This is a genomic window from Leuconostoc carnosum, from assembly GCF_014207505.1.
Lineage (GTDB): Bacteria > Bacillota > Bacilli > Lactobacillales > Lactobacillaceae > Leuconostoc > Leuconostoc carnosum.
Window position 1 is genome coordinate 291,108 of the sequence record NZ_JACHGL010000002.1, and the last position, 17,500, is coordinate 308,607.

Sequence of the window (17,500 nt, forward strand, 5' to 3'; positions counted from 1 at the left end):
ATGTATTATTATTTACCAGGTGATGAAATACCTGCAGTCAGGTAAGTGTTCAATGCAGTTTTCAACTGTGCATCTTTAACATTAACATTTTCTTTACGTAAGACTTTACCGATGATAGCTTGAACCTTTGATGCATTTTTTTGATCAGTTAAGAATTTTGATACAATTTGGTCAGACAGTTTACTACGAACACTGTTTAGACTAGGTTTTGTAGTTGTTTTATCTAATTTAATGACATAGTAACTACCAGTTGATCCGGTAATGGGAGAAGTTGTATAGTCTCCAACTTTACTTAATTCAAATGCAGCTTTTTGTACTGCTGGATCCACAGTCGTACTTGTTGAGTCAAAAGCTGGCAACTGACCATTGCTTTTTTCATATGTTTTATCAGTTGTATACTTCTTATAAACAGTTTCCCAACTATTATCAGACTTTAAATCGGCAATAGCATTTTTAGCACTTGCTTCATCTTTAGCCGTAATCATTGATATTGTTGTATTTTGGTGGTAATCTTTATAGGCTTTTTGAATTTCTTTATCAGTGATTTTGAAGTTTGCTTTAACCGCTTCGGTAATAATTAGATTATTTTTAATACTTGTTTTAAATTGTTCTTCAGTTGTGTTGTTTGATGCTAGTGTCGATTTAAACGCGTCACCATACTGTGCTTTCTGTGTATCAAAGGCATCTTGAACGTCCGACTTTGATACATTAGTACCATATTGTTCTGCAAGTACCTTATTAATGACCATGTTAGCAAATTCTTGTTGACCAGCTGATGATTTCTTCAAGTCAGTCATGAATTGTTTTTCTGTAATTTTACCTGAATCTGATGTCATCAATGTTTTTGACGAATTTAAACTAAGGAAGATAAGACCGCCACAAAAAATTACGACGATTAATCCCCAAATGAATTTACGCATATCTTGTTTCCTTTTCTGATTAGTATTCTAAATATTCTACCACAAAATAAACAACTACGCTTTAAACTTAGATAGTTGATCATTTAAATGTTCTGTTGTTTCTTTGATACGATCTGAGTGTGGCTTGTTTTTGAAATTCATTTTTTCAATTTCTACTTGAATTTCATCACTTGTAGTTTTGATTTGATCAACTTGCTCAACTAAATTTTTTTGCTGTGCTTTGAGTTGATTAAGTAAGCGACTAATTTCTTTGAGTTGAGCTGATAAATTTTTGATATTATCTAAAATTTTCATTTATATACCTCAATTAGAATTGTGATGCGATTGCGTCAGCAATTGTTTGATATTGTTCCGCTGAGAAGTTAGCACTATTATCGATAGTAGGTGCGAGTTTGTCATTTAAATTGTCATCATCATAACGTGGGATGAGATGCCAATGTGAGTGACGAACAGTTTGACCAGCTGACGTACCATTATTTGATTGAATATTGATACCAGTGATGTCGTCATCACTTGCTTTGATAGCACGTGCAATGATAGGTAATTTAAGCAGCACGGCTTCAGAGATATCCTTGTCATAATCAAAAATATCATCTACATGTTTTTTTGGTACAACGAGTGTGTGCCCAGGTGTTACTTGAGAAATGTCTAAGAAAGCAACAACGTCATCATCTTCGTATACTTTATAACTTGGAATTTCACCGACAATAATTTTATCAAAAATATCCATAATTAATCCCCATTCATGATTGTACTATCTTTATTATATCAAATAAAGCGCCCAGCCTGTTATAATAGTAGGTATGGGATTAAAAATAAAAAACTTATCTGGCGGTTATGCTGGTAATCGTATCTTAAAAAACGTGTCATTTAACGTCGATAACGGTAAAATTGTAGCGCTAATTGGTTTGAATGGTGCCGGTAAATCAACAACAATGAATCATATTATTGGTGAGTTGCAGCCAACTTCAGGCACAATTGTACTGAATGGCACTAACATTGTGCAAGAACCAACTGCTTTTAAATCAAAAATTGCTTATATTCCGGAGCAACCGATTTTGTATGATGAGTTGACATTAGCTGAACATCTACATCTCATGTTAGCGGCGCATGGGTTGGATGATGATGAGACGTGGGAGAATGTTCTATCATTGCTCCGACGTTTCCGTCTTGAAGATAAGCTACATTGGCTACCAATTCATTTTTCAAAAGGTATGCGTCAAAAAGTCATGCTGGTGTCAGCATTTATGTTACAGGCACCACTTTTAATTGTTGATGAACCTTTTCTGGGCTTAGACACTTTGGCGCAACGTGATGTTGTTGAATTGATGCGTCAACAGGCTAATCAAGGCGGTAGTGTGTTGATGACGACACACTTACTTAGTTCAGCAACAGCATTCGTGGATGAATTTGTTGTGCTTCGTGATGGTGAAGTACAGTTCATTGGGACACCAACATCATTAGCTGATAGCTATCAATTGCCACTTGCTAAACTAGATGATTTGTTTGATATGATGCAAAAGGAGTCAGCAGATGGCGTTGAATAAATTATTCATGCAGCGGTTTGCTAGAAATCAACGAACAAATTTAAAGTATTTACGCTTACTATTCAATGATCATTTTATTGTATTCTTAATGATTGCTATTGGTGGTTTGCTATTGGCTTACCGGCAACTATTTGTCACACAGCAGTCAGATGAGTTTTGGTATCAGCTTTGGTGGCCATTATTTAATACACTTTGGTTAGTAATTGGCTTAAATATGGGACATTTGGTGACCTATTTTAAACCAGCAGATCGTTTATTTTTGTTAGGCAGCGATCAATTGATTATAAAAAAATATTTAAACTATTCAGTCATTCTGAGTTGTAGTTATGCATTTTTGTGGCAGATTATATTTATGGCAACAATTATACCGATATTTTGGCAAATTTATAATGGTGATATGACACGACTAGCCTTACTAGCAGGTTTTATCATGACTTATAAGTGGCTATCATTATTGGGTGAGCGTGATAGTTTACTGATCAAGACACGGCAATCATTTAATTCATGGCTCATGACACATCCGATGATGAACATCTCCATTTTTAGGTTCAGCATACCGGTGATTATGATAGCTATGATATTATTGCTATCGATTCAATGGCTTTTGGTATTGACAGTTAGCTGGCTGCTAGTGGCAGCCATAATGGCTAAAATGTTATTCATTAGCCAGGGGATGGTCACAAAGATAGGAATTGATTGGCATAAAGCCAACTTACAAGCCCAGAAACATGAGCAACGCGTGTTACATTTTTATGCGATGTTTGCCAATGTACCACATCAACCAAAGACGATCAAACGTCGACGATACTTAGATTATGTCGTTTTCAAACTTGCAAAACATCGTTCTGTCATGTATCGTTTATATATTACGCGATTGGCTCGTGATGTAGAAATTTTACCACTGGTGTTACGTTTGATAGCAGTCGGTGCCATTATGGTGTATGCGCTCCAAGCAGCACCTAGTTGGTTAATTGCTATTGTCGGTGCATTGACTGTTTATTTAGTGGTTTTTCAAATGTTACCATTATATGATGAGACACAAAAAAATATGTGGACACGTCTGTTGCCAATTGATACAAAAGCAAAGCAAAAAGCGTTCCGACTATTGAGTGGTCAATTGATGGCACTAGCTACTATAATTATGATCATAGCGAGTATCATACATGGTTTACAAGCAGTTGGTATGACGATTATTAGTTTAGCTGTTATCATAGTATTTTTAAATAATATATATATTCCCAGACAATTTAGTAATAAAAAAAGCAATCAAAAATAATAAAAGAAAGCAGGAACGTTGAAATATCATCCGATTATTTTTTTCAGTAAACTTTGAACATTTAAAAGTGTGCTGACTAATTGATTGGTTATGACAACGTTGAGATTAATTATGCATCTTAGATCAAAACCTTGGGCAGGAGAGTGGTTGACTAATCATTCAGACATCGTGATTGACCAAGAACATGCGACTTTACAGATTGGAAAGTGGCAGTCATTGTTTGACCAAGAACAGCCTATCCATATTGAAATTGGATCTGGTAAAGGACAATTCATCTTGGGCATGGCGCTCGCGCATCCAGAAATTAATTATATTGGGATGGAAATTCAAGAAACGGCTGTCGCCGTTGCTGCACGTAAAAGTTTTGATTCAGTTGGTAAGTTACCAAATTTACGGTATATCTATGGGAATGGGAACGGTGTAGAAACCTATTTTGAAAAGAACGAAGTTTCAAAACTGTATTTAAACTTTTCAGATCCATGGCCTAAGACAAGGCATGAATCACGACGATTGACCTATAAAAGTTTTTTGCAGTCATATGAAGCTATCTTACCAGAAACGGGTGAAGTTGAATTTAAAACAGATAACCGACATTTATTTGAATATTCAATGGTGAGTTTTATGGATTACGGCATGCGCTGGACATCAGAAGATTTCACTTTAGATTTACATGCTGATGAAGATAAAGTTGCTGGTAATATCGAAACAGAGTATGAACAGAAGTTTATGGCTAAGGGTCAACCTATTTATAAGATTAAGGCTCACTTTTAGAGCAACAAGGGTTACAGGGTATTATATAAACAAAAAACAACGTCTAATTTAGGCGTTGCTTTTGCTTTCTGGGGACATTTGGGGACTTGATGATAAAAACTTTAAAGCCATTGTACTTTGTTCTGTCTCTTTCTCTTTTAACATGTGGGCATAAACGTCTAATGTTATACGCGTATTTTTATGACCTAGGCGCTTTGAAACATAATCAATAGAGACATCATTGTACAGTAGAAAACTAGCGTGAGAGTGCCTTAAATCGTGAAATCTAATGAGTGGGATATCAAGCCTATCTAGAATATATTTTAACCGCCTGCTAAACTGCCTATTGTAGTAGTGAGAATATAAAGGGAAGTAGTCAGACTTATCGCGTAGTAATTTAGCAAACTGTTCTGTGATCGATATAATTCTGTGTGACTGCGTGTTTTTAGTTTCTGTCAATTTTTGCACGGCTACAGAATAAGATTTTGAAATATTTATAGTGTTCATTGTAAAGTCAATATCATCTACTGTTATGCCTGCAATTTCGCCTAACCGCGCACCTGTTTCTAACGCAATTAGTATGCCTAAATCAGAATCTGTCTCAATGTGATCATACAAATAGGCTTGTAACTTGCTGAAGTTGGTCGCTGAAAGGACACCTTTATCGGCTCCTGATTTAGTAGCATGTGTTTTCACACGAGTCCAAATATCTTTTTTAATTAATCTATCTATCTGGGCATCTCTTAAACATGATTTGAGAATATCCCAAAATTTTGAGATAGTCGCTGGCGCAACAGTTTTACCGTATTCGTCCAACTTATCCTGAACAAGCGGGTGTATTTAGTTGTTCCAGCTTTACACCGTCAAATAAAATCTTTACTCGGTTATACTCGGAAATATAACGCATTTGAGTTGATTCTCTGATGTTTGGCTTTCTATATCGTTCATACCATTCTAAAAAATATTCGGGGAGGGTAATAGTTGCACGTGATATTGTATAGCCGTCAACTTTAGAATTTTCTACTTTAATTGCCCATTCCGTTGCTTCTTTTTATACGGCTAACGCCCTCTATTACTGATACAATAGCACGCCATTTTTTACCACGTTTTTCAAAACTTGCCATATAAAAAGCCTCCTAAAGCTCATACTTAAAAAGGGGGCTGACATCTGTTATAATTAACTGGAATGCCCCCGTGCGTTTAACTTTTTGTCTTAGCACACCAGAACTTTTGCTGGTTGGGTGTGCTTTTTTAATTTATAAAAATAGATGATGGTATTTACTTTACAACATCGCCTTTAATTAACCAAGATCCTAATTCACCTTTTGCTGCTTCAACTTTGAATTTAACGTGATCACCAGCTTTTAAATTATACTGCTGTGTGGCCGGATAAAAATTCAGGTGTTCACCAGCTTGAAGGTTTTGACCTAGTTCGCTAGAATTAATAGCTTCGAAGATTTCAACATCAACAATTTCCCCGTCAATATTTTGGCCATTGTTTAGTTGTGATTCGGCATCAGCAGTAGATAAGTTAGCTTTAATTGCTGATGATGAACTAGATGAGGAAGAAGACACCTTTGTAGAGTGACTACTCGTAGATTTTGATTTTGTCGTTTCATTTTTGTCATTGTTGGTTGACTTAGTACCAACAATGTAGCTGCCCATGGCTATTATAAGTATCACTAAAATACCAATAACTATTAGCAATTTTTTATTCATTCCCAATCTCCAAGAACCTTTTAACGTGGTTGTTTAGCACGTAATATGTAGGCCCAAGAAGGGCATTGATTAGTATCCGTAATCGTCATTAGCCTTACCTTGATTATCAATGATTTCAGCACTCATAGCAGGTATTGTTATTTTGCCGCCCATTGTTGAATCATAAGATGTTGTGCCATCACTTTCACCAGAAGCAGTTACTAAATCATCTTCAAGAATCCGTGATCCTTTTAAAATATCTTGATCTATATCAACCAAAATAATGTTATCACTATTTCCATCTACGGCTAGTCTGATTTGCGTTTCATCATCATCTTCCAGGACTTGAATAACTTTTCCAGTAAATTGTATTTTTTTACCTTCGTGATCATCCGGTGTTCTGGCAATTTGTTCGTAGGTTATACCGGTTTTAAAAGAGTTGGGATCTTTTTCTGACGTTTCATCGCTAGAAATTTCTTCACTGTCTGAATCAGAATCATCTTCATCATAGCTTGAAGAACCAAGATCATTGTAATATTTTGCTTGTGATTCACTTAATGTTAAATTAGTTGTTTTAATATTATCAGTAATATTTGACTTTAAACTACTACTGATTTTTGATTCTATACTGTAATGTTTTAATTTTCCTTTTAAACCTGTCACAGCAAACAAATAAGCTTTGAAGGTTTTATTGGCTTGATATGTTTCTTCGTAGTGCATCGTCAATGGATTAACTGACATTGCAAACTGTCCATTTTTAACTATTGACCAAGACATATCAGATGTTGATGAAGCAGCATTTGTTCCAAAAAAGTCATTATCTGTTTCATCCCCATAAATAGCGAACATTTTTGCTCCGTCTGGTGCATTTGTAGTTCCTTTGATTTCCCAATTTGATGTATCATCTACTTTTACATTATCAACTTCAACTTTATAAATAGTTTGTTTTTTTACTGTTTTTGTCTTAGTTGATGCACTATGACTATCTTCATTTAAATTGGTAGCTGCCATGCCTACAATTAAAAAAATAAGTCCAATAGCAAATGTCACTATTAACGATGTTTTATTTATACTTCCTTGTTTTTTTCTCTGTTTTTCAACTATAAATATGACTAGCATCACCAAAAATACTATAGATGTGACAATCCATAGCAACAACAAAATCCCACTTAACATATCATCTCTCCAAAAACTTTTTTACGTGGACGCTCGGCACGTATTATGTACGCCCATCAGGGCTTAATTACTGTCCGATTGCAGAAGTAGTATAATTATCCATTATTTTTTGACTTTCTGCAGTATAGACATCTTGAAGCTTAGCAGCATAGGCGTTGTATGTGTCTTGTTTACCACTACCCGACACCATCATTACCTTAGCCATCTTTTCAATTCCTTCGGTTGAAATTCCAGCCAATACTGAGACTTCATCAGTGCTTAGTTTTGCAAGACCTTGCATACCGTCTTGGTTTGATTTGGCTTTTTCGTTATATGAGGCGATAGATTTAGGTGTTTGTGCCTGAATTTTTGCTGTATAGTCAGCAAGTATTTGCTTATCTTGATCTTCTTCTGAAAGGCTTGGTTTAGCTGAACTGGCTTTGCCACTCGTTGACTCTGTGTTTGTTGAGTTACTTGAAGCTAAGTTTTCTTTTTCAACAGACGAGCTTTTCTTAGTCGTTTTTTGATTGGTGTTACCGCTATTATCAGTGGTTATTGCTGCCGCTATTAGAAATGCGAACCCAACAACGAAAAGAACCAGTGGCGTTTTCCAACTAATCTTACTAGATCGCTTTCTTAATTTGTTCACTATAAACATTATCAAAGTGACCCAAAAACCAATACTAATCAGAATCCATAGCCACGCAAATATATCACTCATTTCTCAATCTCCTAGAACCTTTTTATGTGGTTATTCAGCACATAATATTAACTAAGTAACAATGGTTTTGAATGTTCTAACCAAACTTGGCGAACTAGATGTTCCATTGACAATGGTAAGCCAAGCGCGTACATAACGGCTATATAATTGGGGACATAGTCTTCATCGATGCTTTTAAAGAATAAACGTATAGCAAACAAATGCGCATTCTTTTCTTCTGTGCGTTTAGCAAGGGGAGAGAATGCGTATATTTGTTGATCAATACTTTTTTGCGTGATGTGGTAAATTTCGTGTGCCAAAATAAAAATAGGGGATATTTTAGAATCATAGGCATCATTTATAATGATAATGTTTTTATTAGGATAAGCGAATGATGGATCGGTTGGTTCAACTGTGACATGTTTTATTTTAATTTGATAATTAACAATAGTTTCTTCTAAGCGTTCTTGAAATGGCGTCAAATCGTATTCGTATGAATCCATATATTAATCATCTTCTTCACTTAATAATTCAAGTATGATGCGCTTGTACTTTTCAGAGATTGGCTTGCCATCAAACGCTAACATAATATCATGCTCCAAGGCATCTTTAATATCCATTTCTGTTTTAGAATCAGTATTTGATAGGTTCATGTCATCAGTACGCTCAAGTAAATAGTCTGTTGAAACATTTAATATGTCAGCAACTTTCTCGAGATTTTCTGATTTTGGATTATTTGTATCCCATCTATAAATAGCATTCTCGGCTAAACCAGCTTTGAGAGCTAATTTTTTAAGTGGAATACCACGTTTTTTAGCGACTTCTTTTGTTCTAGAAACTAGTGTCATATTAATTATCTTTCTAAATTAGACACAAGAACTGTATTAAAAATGTAACTTTAGTGTTGACAAGTTACAAACTTGTAGTTATACTTGTTCTTGTAAGTTAGTTATATATTTTAAGCAAGCAAAAAGAGAGTCATACACTATCATTCTTGGCCGACTGATAAGGGTTGATGTACTTTATTTATGCGTCTTTACTATGTCATTATAGTATTAAAATTGTAACTTGTAAATAGAAACTTACAAATCTAATACAAAAATCATGTCGCGAGGCAGTATTTTTTTAATTATAAAACCCAGACATTAGGGATATTAAAAGGGAGTAGAGATGTGAATAATCAAATAGCAGAAAATCTGCGTGCTGATGCAGCGCGTTTGAATTTAAACAAGTCAGATGTCGCTAAAGGTATTAAACGTGATCACTCAGATGTTGCTAAAGCAATGAATGGTCATACGGGAACTTATTTTGTCACATTACGAGCGAAAATACGTAAATACTTGGATATTAAATTATCGGAGAGAGGTTAACTATGGCAATAGCATTCCAATTAACACCAGAAAGAATTGAAGAGTTACGTTTGTATCATGAAATTGGTTGGCCACCATCATTAACAATGAACCAGCTAGAACTTTATGAACGAACAAGTATCACGACTTTACGCAAATATCTGTTAGGACGTGATGATGCACCATTTATCCCATTTGATCGCGGTGGAATTATTCCGTTACTATCTTGGGAAAAATTCAAAGCAGCGGTATCGGTTGGCAAAAAATATGACGGTGAAATTTAAAAGAGGTAAAACATGACAACAGCAATTATATGGACGGCAGTTATTGTAACGGCGATTGTGTTGTTCATACGTGATGAGCGCAAGTTTGATGAGCGTGAAGCGGAACGTGATTATTATAAGCTAATTGAATTAGGTTATCCGCCAGAAGAAGCGGCGTGGAAGATTAATCATGCGATGGAAAGGTAATCATGGCAGAAGAGCAAGACATTAAATACTTCACGCAAATTCCTGCTTGGGTAGATGAGTTAGATAACATTACCGACTTCCAAGCACGTTTGATTGGGTATATTTATACATTTGAAAATATTACTGGTGCAGCTTTCCCAAGTAATCAAAAAATAGCTGATAGGTTTAAAAAAAGCGTTAAAACCGTTCAAACTGCTTTGAGTGATTTATACAGTAAGGGCATTATTGAAAGTCAATTAACTTACAAAAAAGAATCGAAAGTGATTGAAAAAAGATTACTAAAAGTTGTACCGACCTACCCTCAAAATCGAGTATACCCTACACCAGAAAACAAGGGGACCCTATCCCCGAAATCGAGCGTACCGTCCCCTCAAAATCGAGGGGAGCCTACCCCCGCAAACGGCGTAGATAATATATTAATTAATAAATCCAACTAATAGATTAATTAATAATAATGATCACTTTGAAGAAATATGGTCTCAATATCCCAAAAATCGTAAACAGGGAAAATCAAAAGCCGAGAAAGCATTTAATAAAGCCATCAAGAATGGTGTTAGTCCAGAACTGATCAAAAATAAGTTATTAGACTATAAAAAACAGATTAAGGCTAAAGGCACAGCTAGCGAATATATTAAACAGGCTGGCACATGGTTTTACCAATCCGGTTGGGAAGATGAGTATGACTTCACACCAGAATTACCAAAACAAAATAAAGGTTATGGCAAGCGTGATAGTGTAGCACCTGGATTTGTCAGAGATGGGCAAACACAATTATCCAGCCAACCAGAGAAGATTACCAAGGAGGATTTACCTGAATGGACACAGGGGCTATAAGCTTGGTCACATCAATAATCAAAATAAAGGCATCTGGTATTGCAACACATGGTAGGTCGCCTAGTTTCCAAGCAATTAGTTTAGAAGAATTAGGTAAACGCTTGAAAGCAAGTGGTGATTTAAGAAGCATGGTTGAATATGTCGCATCACGTGATGAGTATTCGATGGACTCAGTTTTCTTATCAGCACCAACTGCAATCAAGATACTTAGGGACATGAGAGCAGAAAAAAACGCCTGACAGTTCGAGCTGTTAGACGTGAGATATAACTTATTTTCGACAATATTTATATCTCAATCGTAGCAAGAAAGAGAGAGGTAGTCAAATGAATGAGTTAACGCAACCACAGATTGGCGTTGCTAATGGTCAAATTAAGTTTGAAAATGTTGATCAGTTCGAAAAAGATTTTGAACAGATTTTAAAACGACATAGTAATTTTATTGTGACCGAAGAAACATTACGAGGTGCAACTAAATCACGAGCAGATTTACGTAACGCAGCGAAAGAGTCAGCGGCATGGCGTAGCAAAGTGAAGACGGAGTTATTGAAGCCATTTGAAGACGTTTCAGAAATTGCCATTGCCTATGAAAAGCGAGCTAAAGATGCTGCTGATGACATAGACAAGGATGTCAAAGTATTTGATGAACTCGAAAAACAAAAACGACGTGATGGCTTAAATGAGTGGTTGACTCAGCGAGCTGATGAGTTAGATGTTAGCCCTGATATTGAAATCAATGATAAGTGGTTTATCAAGGGGAATTTCAACGGCACACGACCAAAGCTTGCCTTTGTTGAAGAACATCTTGAACCACAGCTTGATTTATTAGTTAAAGCCAAGGCACAACGAGCAACAAACACCATCGCCATTCGTAATTATGCTGAGAACAAATCATTCGATCCGGAAGGCTATATTCATAGTTTAGATTACAAGTCCTTAGCTGAAATTATGCTAGACATTGATAATGATGTGGTTAAACGAGATAAGCGCTTAGAAGCGGCACGAGCTGTTATTGAAATGACAGCTGAAAAAGAACGGCAACAACATACTGCTGAAGTGACTGTTGCTGATAAGGTCGTTGATACAGAAACTGGCGAAGTGATAGCGGAGGCACCACGTCAAGTACACACGCCACCAGTTGTAGACGTTCAAGCATCCCCAATGCCAGCACAAACGGCAACAGTCAATCAGCCAAGGTTTACACGATTATTGTATGTCACAGGAACAGTTGAAGATTTACAAGCGGTGGCCACTTTTATGAATGCTAATGAAATTGAGTTTAGAGGTGAATCATGAGAGTTTATGAGCCTGGACAAATCATGCCAATGGGAAATATGTATTTCATTTATGGTGAGGGCGGGACAGGTAAAACATCTATGGCCAAACATTTATCCGGTAATAAATTATTGTTTAGTTTTGACGGGTCAACCAATGCATTAGTTGGGACCAAAGATATTCGCGTATTCGCTTATGATCATACTGATGCCACGACCTTACAAAACCAAGTATCTGCACAACTGAATGAAGCTTTAATGAGTGGCGTGTACAACACAATTATTTTAGACAATGTGACAGCATTGCAAAATTGGGTTTTAGAAAATATTGACAATGCCAGCAAAGATAATCGCCAAAATTATCAGAAGTTGCAACTATGGTTTCGTGATTTGGGGATGTACTTGCGGGCATCTGGGTTGACCGTTTTGGCCACCGCGCATCAAATTGATAATGGTGCATCGGGTTTAATCGGTGGTGGTCGTTATGAAGCTGATATGAACGCGAAAACGTTTAATGCTTTCAGTGCACCGTTTGATGTGGTTGGTCGTATTTACAAAGAGAATGGCCAACGTTTTATTGAGTTAGATACTGAAAAAGGCAATCATGCCAAAAATAGAATTGATGATCGCGTGCTGATTAAAGCAGACGAATTAGTTACAGCAAAGAAGAAAGAGGAAAAGTAAATGGGATTCGGATTAGTAGTAGACAGCAACAATGTATTAGGACAAGTAGTGGAAGAATCAGGTAAGTACAATGTGAGAGTTTCTGATACGTCAACCGTGACGATGACGAAAAAAGGCGACAAAGAAATGGCTGTACTTGATTTTGAAGTTGTTGATGGTCAATATGCAGGTGGCAAAATTCGCTTTGACAATGTGGTTTGGGATGAAACATCAGCGGAAGCACTAGAGCGATCAAAGAAAAGTTTCAACACGGTATTAGTGGCGGCAGCAGTGCCGGATGGGACACCGTTATATGACATTAATCAATTTGTACAGGGTCTTGTTGGGAAACAAATGAATGTGACAGTTGATTGGGAAGCTAACAACAAAGGTCAGTTTAACTTGTCGGTGAAGTCTCACAATAAGTTTGATCCTGCAGGAAGTAAGCCATCAGGTGTGAAACGACCAGAAGGGGCGATGTTACCAAATAATGCAAATAGCGGCAGTAACTTTGGTGGCAATAATAAAGGATTTAGCTCACCAGCATCCCCAAAAAATAATGGTGGGTTTGGTCAATTCAATCAGCCTGCACAACAAGCACAAACGCAACAAGGTACTTTTGCCCCAAATCAAATGTTTGGCCAAGGCACACAAACGCCACCTGCAGCACCTAATCCGTTTGCAAATGGTGGTAATGGTATCAACATTGATGAGAAAGACTTGCCATTCTAGTCAACCGATATATGACATGGCGTAACCATGCGGAGGGGTGCGAGGCCTGATAAATACATGACAGAACTATTTGGACAAGTGAATAAGCTAGATGCAAACAATGGCCTGGTGACTTTGCAAATGAGTGCGGATGATATTTTTAAATTGTATCAGTATAACGCGGTAGATAAGCCACAAGTTTTGTCGATTATTGCCAGTGATGAAAATGGGGTTTCGCCACAACAACGTAAATTTGCGTTTGCACTGCTGAATGACATTTGGTTGGCACAGGTTGGTGGTGAATGGCTAGAAACACCAGTCACATTGAAAAATCACTTTTATGCCTGCTATGAATATTACTATGGTTTAGATTTTGGTGAGTTTAGTTTGAGTATTGGTAAGGGCAATAAAACGGCTGCCAATCAGTTCATTAATATGCTGCTGGATTATGCAGCCGCGCATAACATTGGCTTGAGCGTGAAACCTTTAAACGAACTGGAAACACAAGAAATTGCCCATTGGGAATATCAGTGTTTGATGAATAAGTGCTGTGTCATTTGTGGCCAAAGACCGAGTGACTTACATCATTTGGAAACAGTTGGTGCCAACGGTGGTAATCGTGAGCAGATGAACCACCTGAAGTTAAGAGCAGAACAATTATGCCGTTTGCACCACCAAATGGCTGGTAATATGGGCGTCATGACGTTTCTAGCGACCTATCACTTAGTCGGCATTAAAATAGATGAACGCATCGCAGCGGTACATCATTTAAATATGAGGTGAAAAATTATGCATCAGGTGATTGGATTGAAAACAAAGCAACTTTATTTTGAAGGGGATGCGATTGCGTGTCGTCGATTTATTAACGATAATCAGCAACCAGCAATGATCAAGAACAGAAAATCAGCAAAAGTATTGAAATTTGGCTTTGAAGAAGCTTTGCAGATTATATGATTAGCTATGTTGTCAGTGACGATAAGGTGCCACACAAGGAAAGATTGGGGCGAATGTCTTACGAACTTGCCTTGGACGTGCAAGCGCTTATTGGTGGCAAAATTTACGCCATTGACGATATAGCACGGTCGATAACAAAGATTGATGAGGGGGATGAACATGATTGAAATTGGTATTAATTTACAACACTTTTTAGAATTTACGGTCTTATGTGTGGCCATCGTTGCTGTTACAGCTTTGACATACGCAACGAGTATTCGGTTAGAACAAATTAAGCGACATAAATGACGGTTTGCCGTCGTACATAATATTAAGGAGAGATAGCGTGGCGGATAGAATAGACCAATTATTGTCAGATTATTTTTCTGGCAAAATAGATATGCAGATTAAGTTGAGGAAAATGGAATTACAGACACCTTTGGTTCATGATGAAAATATTGGCGGTGGGAGGGCACAAAATAAACATATAAGACCAGTTGATGACAAGATGATACGTGAAGATGAAGATACTGTTCTACATGAGTTATACAAATTAAATGATCAGCAAAAATCTATTACAGATATATTGGCCACGTTTGATATCGAATTAGTTCGTATGGTCAATTTACGATATGATCGTCGTAGGAAGAAAAATGAGTGGCAACACATTGCTTTGATATTTAATGCAGACGAGAGTACATGTCGGAGAAAGATGCGAAAATTTAAAAAAGAGTTTGGTAATAAGTTTTGGAAGTTTGAATAGCTTTTAATTAACTCGAAATGATTTATAATATATATTGTAAATTTTTAAATAAAACACTGTTAAATAAGCAATTATTGATAATCTACTTTAAAAATGCTATAATTACATAAAATTAAAAGAAGTAGAGGTTGAATTAATGTCTTTAAATGTTAATGCTGATAGTTTAAAGTTGAAGCCTGAAAATGCTGAAATTGTTGTGAATGGTATTTTGCAAGGAAATAAAAAATATGCCAATATGCGTATCAGTGAGTCTCAATATTTGATTGTGTCATCTGGTTTATCATGGAGTCGAGGTAATTACATTGATTCTGGAGTGTATCATGAATATGAGGATGCAAAAAACCATGACTTTTCAAATCGAATTGCGACAGCTGGATATGCTTGGAAATATCTCCAGTTCAATGTTGAGAATCGTGCATTGATTGTTATTAAGCCAGAACGTGGACAAGAATCAAAATTCCATTCAACTACTGAAAATGCATTTTCGAACACCTCGCTACAAAAACTTGCTGAAGTAAATCGTAAATTTTTTAACGAAACTGACACTGGGGTGGAGTTTTCTAAACAAACTGAGTTAGCATTAGAACCTCAATTTAATGAAGTAATGCAACAAATTTCTGAAGGAAAGAATATAGAGTTCGAACAATTTTTTATTGTGACATATACTGTAGAGGAGCAAAATGTCTCTTCAGTCAAGATGTATATGCCGAATCCTTACTCTCAAGGATTTCAGCTAATTGATGATTTAACAAAGTATATTGATTTCACAAATAATGAATATCAACTAACTGAAGAAGAGGTTGGTAAGATTAACCAAGATCCTGAAATCCCAGATGCGACATATTATTCTGTCGCAGTTGAGGAAGGTGAAACAGAACAAACGCAATAATAACTAAAATCAAATTTAGGAGGTTGAGATGACTAAATTTAATGGTGTTATTCTCAACGAAATTCGTGATGCCTTTGATCTAACTAGAAAAGAATTAGCTGAGAAACTTCATGTCTCAGAGCAAGCTCTTTGGCAATATGAACGCGGTCTAATTTCACCATCATACGAAGTTTTAAAGTTACTTGAAACAATATTTATGGTGGAACATTCTTTCTTTATGGTCCCTGAAGAATTAGATTTAACAAAAATATCAATCACGAATGTCGTTAATCAAAAAAATGTTGCATATCGTTCAACTTTTAAGGCCAAAACGAAAAGAATTGCACGAGAACAAGCCTATTTAAATATTGTTCATAAGTTAGTTCAAGAAGTTACTGCTGGGCTAACAGAAACTAGTGAAATTATTACTGGATTGAGAAATGATGTTCATGCAATGTTGCTCGAACAAACATCCATGGATCAAATTGGAATATATGTCAGAGATAAATTAAATATTCAGGAAGATAATCGTAATTTAATTCCGGCAATTGAACGTGCAGGCGCATATATTGTAGAGAGAGGTATGGCTGATGACGTTGATGCTTATAGCACATGGACTGAGGATAATATGCCAATCATAGTCCTTGGTGCAACAAAGCAAGTTGCAGTGCGAAGAAACTTCGATGTAGCGCATGAACTAGGCCACTTACTGATGCATTATCAGTGGGACTTATCTGAAGACAATAGTTCAGAATATAAATTAGCTGAGAAAATGGCTAATGAATTTGCAGCAGCATTAACTTTGCCCTCTGATTCATTCGCTGGTATTTATCAAAAGTTGGTTGGTAATCCTACAGAACCTAATAACTACAAAGAAATCAAAATGCATTATAATATATCAATGCAAGCTATAGCTTATCGTGCAAGTAAACTAGGTATCATTTCTAAGCAGGATGTTGGTTTCTTTTATGGAAAGATGAAAAAAAGGAAACTAAATATAATTGAACCACTTGATCGCGAGATTAGACCAGTTGCACCTGGAAAGATCAGGGCATTTTTGATTATGCGTAGAGATTATCATTTTCATAAAATTACTGATGTTATGGCAATCAAGCCAGAGTTTTTAACGATATTAGGGTTAGACAGGATGTTTATCCGCTCATTGAAATTGGATACAAAACGAAGTTATTCAAATAATATCGTTAATTTATTTGGGCCAAACAATGTAAGTGAATAAGAATGCAAAAGCGTAATTCTCTCTGTTTGAAAGAATAATGTAGAGTTCCTTTAATGTTTTGTTATGTGAATGATTTGTGGATAACTTTACCTCTTAAAATCATGCCCGTTTTGTGCCCGCTTTTACCCTGAAAAATGTGTAATAATAGTATTATTGAAATAATCAAGCCAACGCGCTTGGTTATTTTTTTGCAGAAAAATAGCTGCATAAAACTGTTGTGCTTGTAAAGCAAGCAATTTAATATAATTTGGAGGACTATGGTAAAACTACTACAAGGTGAAACGTTGGAAGAAATGGCAAAGCTGCCTGATAAGAGTGTGGACATGATATTATGTGATCTACCTTATGGCACGAC

The 17,500-nt window shown here is 36.2% G+C and carries 29 protein-coding genes; 19 read left to right on the plus strand and 10 right to left on the minus strand.

The window, feature by feature from the left end:
* Positions 1-8 precede the first annotated feature (8 nt).
* The 3 genes from HNQ98_RS03495 to HNQ98_RS03505 are packed head-to-tail and all read right to left on the minus strand — an operon-like array spanning position 9 to position 1,650.
* The gene (locus HNQ98_RS03495) at positions 9-920 is read right to left on the minus strand and encodes a peptidyl-prolyl cis-trans isomerase (RefSeq protein ID WP_135197318.1); all 912 of its coding nucleotides are present in this window, start codon (positions 918-920) and stop codon (positions 9-11) included.
* Between the two features lie 54 nt (positions 921-974).
* A complete protein-coding gene (locus HNQ98_RS03500; RefSeq protein ID WP_184284949.1) occupies positions 975-1,214 on the minus strand; it encodes a hypothetical protein in 240 nt (79 codons plus the stop codon).
* A 13-nt stretch (positions 1,215-1,227) separates the two neighbouring features.
* Complete coding sequence (locus tag HNQ98_RS03505) at positions 1,228-1,650, minus strand: HIT family protein (RefSeq protein ID WP_014974184.1); 423 nt, start codon at positions 1,648-1,650, stop codon at positions 1,228-1,230.
* Positions 1,651-1,723: 73 nt separating this feature from the next.
* Between HNQ98_RS03505 and HNQ98_RS03510 the strand changes: the two genes are divergently transcribed.
* From HNQ98_RS03510 to trmB, 3 genes are all read left to right on the plus strand, one after another.
* Positions 1,724-2,467: an ABC transporter ATP-binding protein gene (locus tag HNQ98_RS03510; protein WP_014974185.1), complete on the plus strand. Its 744-nt coding sequence runs from the start codon at positions 1,724-1,726 to the stop codon at positions 2,465-2,467.
* A complete protein-coding gene (locus HNQ98_RS03515; protein ID WP_135197319.1) occupies positions 2,454-3,743 on the plus strand; it encodes an ABC transporter permease in 1,290 nt (429 codons plus the stop codon). The genes HNQ98_RS03510 and HNQ98_RS03515 overlap by 14 nt, the downstream gene beginning before the upstream one ends.
* Before the next feature lie 111 nt (positions 3,744-3,854).
* Positions 3,855-4,514: a tRNA (guanosine(46)-N7)-methyltransferase TrmB gene (gene trmB / locus HNQ98_RS03520; RefSeq protein ID WP_135197320.1), complete on the plus strand. Its 660-nt coding sequence runs from the start codon at positions 3,855-3,857 to the stop codon at positions 4,512-4,514.
* A gap of 48 nt (positions 4,515-4,562) precedes the next feature.
* On the opposite strand, the gene HNQ98_RS03525 is transcribed toward trmB, so the two are convergent.
* The 7 genes from HNQ98_RS03525 to HNQ98_RS03555 form a co-directional block, all read right to left on the minus strand.
* On the minus strand, positions 4,563-5,309 hold the full coding sequence (locus tag HNQ98_RS03525; RefSeq protein ID WP_223822761.1) for a site-specific integrase: 747 nt from the start codon (positions 5,307-5,309) through the stop codon (positions 4,563-4,565).
* 1 nt (position 5,310) lies between these two features.
* On the minus strand, positions 5,311-5,523 hold the full coding sequence (locus tag HNQ98_RS09360; protein WP_135197338.1) for a tyrosine-type recombinase/integrase: 213 nt from the start codon (positions 5,521-5,523) through the stop codon (positions 5,311-5,313).
* Between the two features lie 248 nt (positions 5,524-5,771).
* Complete coding sequence (locus tag HNQ98_RS03535) at positions 5,772-6,212, minus strand: hypothetical protein (RefSeq protein ID WP_135197321.1); 441 nt, start codon at positions 6,210-6,212, stop codon at positions 5,772-5,774.
* 69 nt (positions 6,213-6,281) lie between these two features.
* Positions 6,282-7,367 (minus strand): hypothetical protein, encoded by a 1,086-nt coding sequence (locus HNQ98_RS09365; protein WP_373306181.1) that lies wholly within the window; start codon positions 7,365-7,367, stop codon positions 6,282-6,284.
* A 67-nt stretch (positions 7,368-7,434) separates the two neighbouring features.
* Positions 7,435-8,067, minus strand: a complete 633-nt coding sequence (locus HNQ98_RS03545) for a hypothetical protein (RefSeq protein ID WP_019040372.1) — start codon at positions 8,065-8,067, stop codon at positions 7,435-7,437.
* Between the two features lie 47 nt (positions 8,068-8,114).
* Complete coding sequence (locus HNQ98_RS03550; protein WP_135198313.1) at positions 8,115-8,549, minus strand: M48 family metalloprotease; 435 nt, start codon at positions 8,547-8,549, stop codon at positions 8,115-8,117.
* Between the two features lie 3 nt (positions 8,550-8,552).
* Entirely contained in the window at positions 8,553-8,894 is a 342-nt protein-coding gene (locus HNQ98_RS03555) for a helix-turn-helix domain-containing protein (protein ID WP_135197323.1), read from the minus strand.
* A 324-nt stretch (positions 8,895-9,218) separates the two neighbouring features.
* Here HNQ98_RS03555 and HNQ98_RS03560 point away from each other — a divergent pair, with 324 nt between their 5' ends.
* From HNQ98_RS03560 to HNQ98_RS03625, 16 genes are all read left to right on the plus strand, one after another.
* Positions 9,219-9,416 carry a hypothetical protein gene (locus tag HNQ98_RS03560; protein ID WP_060391470.1) on the plus strand — a complete coding sequence of 66 codons (198 nt, stop codon included), beginning with the start codon at positions 9,219-9,221 and terminating at the stop codon, positions 9,414-9,416.
* Positions 9,417-9,418: 2 nt separating this feature from the next.
* A complete protein-coding gene (locus HNQ98_RS03565) occupies positions 9,419-9,679 on the plus strand; it encodes a hypothetical protein (RefSeq protein WP_135197324.1) in 261 nt (86 codons plus the stop codon).
* A 12-nt stretch (positions 9,680-9,691) separates the two neighbouring features.
* On the plus strand, positions 9,692-9,865 hold the full coding sequence (locus HNQ98_RS03570; protein WP_019040513.1) for a hypothetical protein: 174 nt from the start codon (positions 9,692-9,694) through the stop codon (positions 9,863-9,865).
* 2 nt (positions 9,866-9,867) lie between these two features.
* Positions 9,868-10,302 (plus strand): helix-turn-helix domain-containing protein, encoded by a 435-nt coding sequence (locus HNQ98_RS03575; protein ID WP_135197325.1) that lies wholly within the window; start codon positions 9,868-9,870, stop codon positions 10,300-10,302.
* A gap of 7 nt (positions 10,303-10,309) precedes the next feature.
* The gene (locus HNQ98_RS09395) at positions 10,310-10,699 is read left to right on the plus strand and encodes an LvrA C-terminal domain-related protein (protein ID WP_490517857.1); all 390 of its coding nucleotides are present in this window, start codon (positions 10,310-10,312) and stop codon (positions 10,697-10,699) included.
* Entirely contained in the window at positions 10,681-10,938 is a 258-nt protein-coding gene (locus tag HNQ98_RS03580; protein WP_135197326.1) for a hypothetical protein, read from the plus strand. Before HNQ98_RS09395 ends, HNQ98_RS03580 begins: the two co-directional genes overlap by 19 nt.
* 85 nt (positions 10,939-11,023) lie before the next feature.
* Entirely contained in the window at positions 11,024-11,992 is a 969-nt protein-coding gene (locus HNQ98_RS03585; protein WP_135197327.1) for a DUF1351 domain-containing protein, read from the plus strand.
* Positions 11,989-12,654, plus strand: coding sequence for an AAA family ATPase (locus tag HNQ98_RS03590; protein WP_135197328.1), 666 nt, complete (start codon positions 11,989-11,991; stop codon positions 12,652-12,654). The genes HNQ98_RS03585 and HNQ98_RS03590 overlap by 4 nt, the downstream gene beginning before the upstream one ends.
* Complete coding sequence (locus tag HNQ98_RS03595) at positions 12,655-13,365, plus strand: DUF669 domain-containing protein (protein WP_135197329.1); 711 nt, start codon at positions 12,655-12,657, stop codon at positions 13,363-13,365.
* Positions 13,366-13,422: 57 nt separating this feature from the next.
* On the plus strand, positions 13,423-14,127 hold the full coding sequence (locus tag HNQ98_RS03600; protein ID WP_135197330.1) for a putative HNHc nuclease: 705 nt from the start codon (positions 13,423-13,425) through the stop codon (positions 14,125-14,127).
* Between the two features lie 6 nt (positions 14,128-14,133).
* A complete protein-coding gene (locus HNQ98_RS03605) occupies positions 14,134-14,298 on the plus strand; it encodes a hypothetical protein (protein ID WP_172601007.1) in 165 nt (54 codons plus the stop codon).
* Positions 14,295-14,465 carry a hypothetical protein gene (locus tag HNQ98_RS03610; RefSeq protein ID WP_172601008.1) on the plus strand — a complete coding sequence of 57 codons (171 nt, stop codon included), beginning with the start codon at positions 14,295-14,297 and terminating at the stop codon, positions 14,463-14,465. The genes HNQ98_RS03605 and HNQ98_RS03610 overlap by 4 nt, the downstream gene beginning before the upstream one ends.
* Positions 14,458-14,586 (plus strand): hypothetical protein, encoded by a 129-nt coding sequence (locus HNQ98_RS09260; RefSeq protein ID WP_259655120.1) that lies wholly within the window; start codon positions 14,458-14,460, stop codon positions 14,584-14,586. The genes HNQ98_RS03610 and HNQ98_RS09260 overlap by 8 nt, the downstream gene beginning before the upstream one ends.
* A 37-nt stretch (positions 14,587-14,623) precedes the next feature.
* Positions 14,624-15,040, plus strand: coding sequence for a DUF722 domain-containing protein (locus tag HNQ98_RS03615; RefSeq protein WP_172601009.1), 417 nt, complete (start codon positions 14,624-14,626; stop codon positions 15,038-15,040).
* A 136-nt stretch (positions 15,041-15,176) separates the two neighbouring features.
* Entirely contained in the window at positions 15,177-15,929 is a 753-nt protein-coding gene (locus tag HNQ98_RS03620) for a spr1630 family ClpXP-sensitive toxin (RefSeq protein ID WP_135197332.1), read from the plus strand.
* 28 nt (positions 15,930-15,957) lie between these two features.
* Positions 15,958-17,145, plus strand: coding sequence for a spr1629 family repressor/antitoxin (locus HNQ98_RS03625; protein ID WP_135197333.1), 1,188 nt, complete (start codon positions 15,958-15,960; stop codon positions 17,143-17,145).
* Positions 17,146-17,500 lie beyond the last annotated feature (355 nt).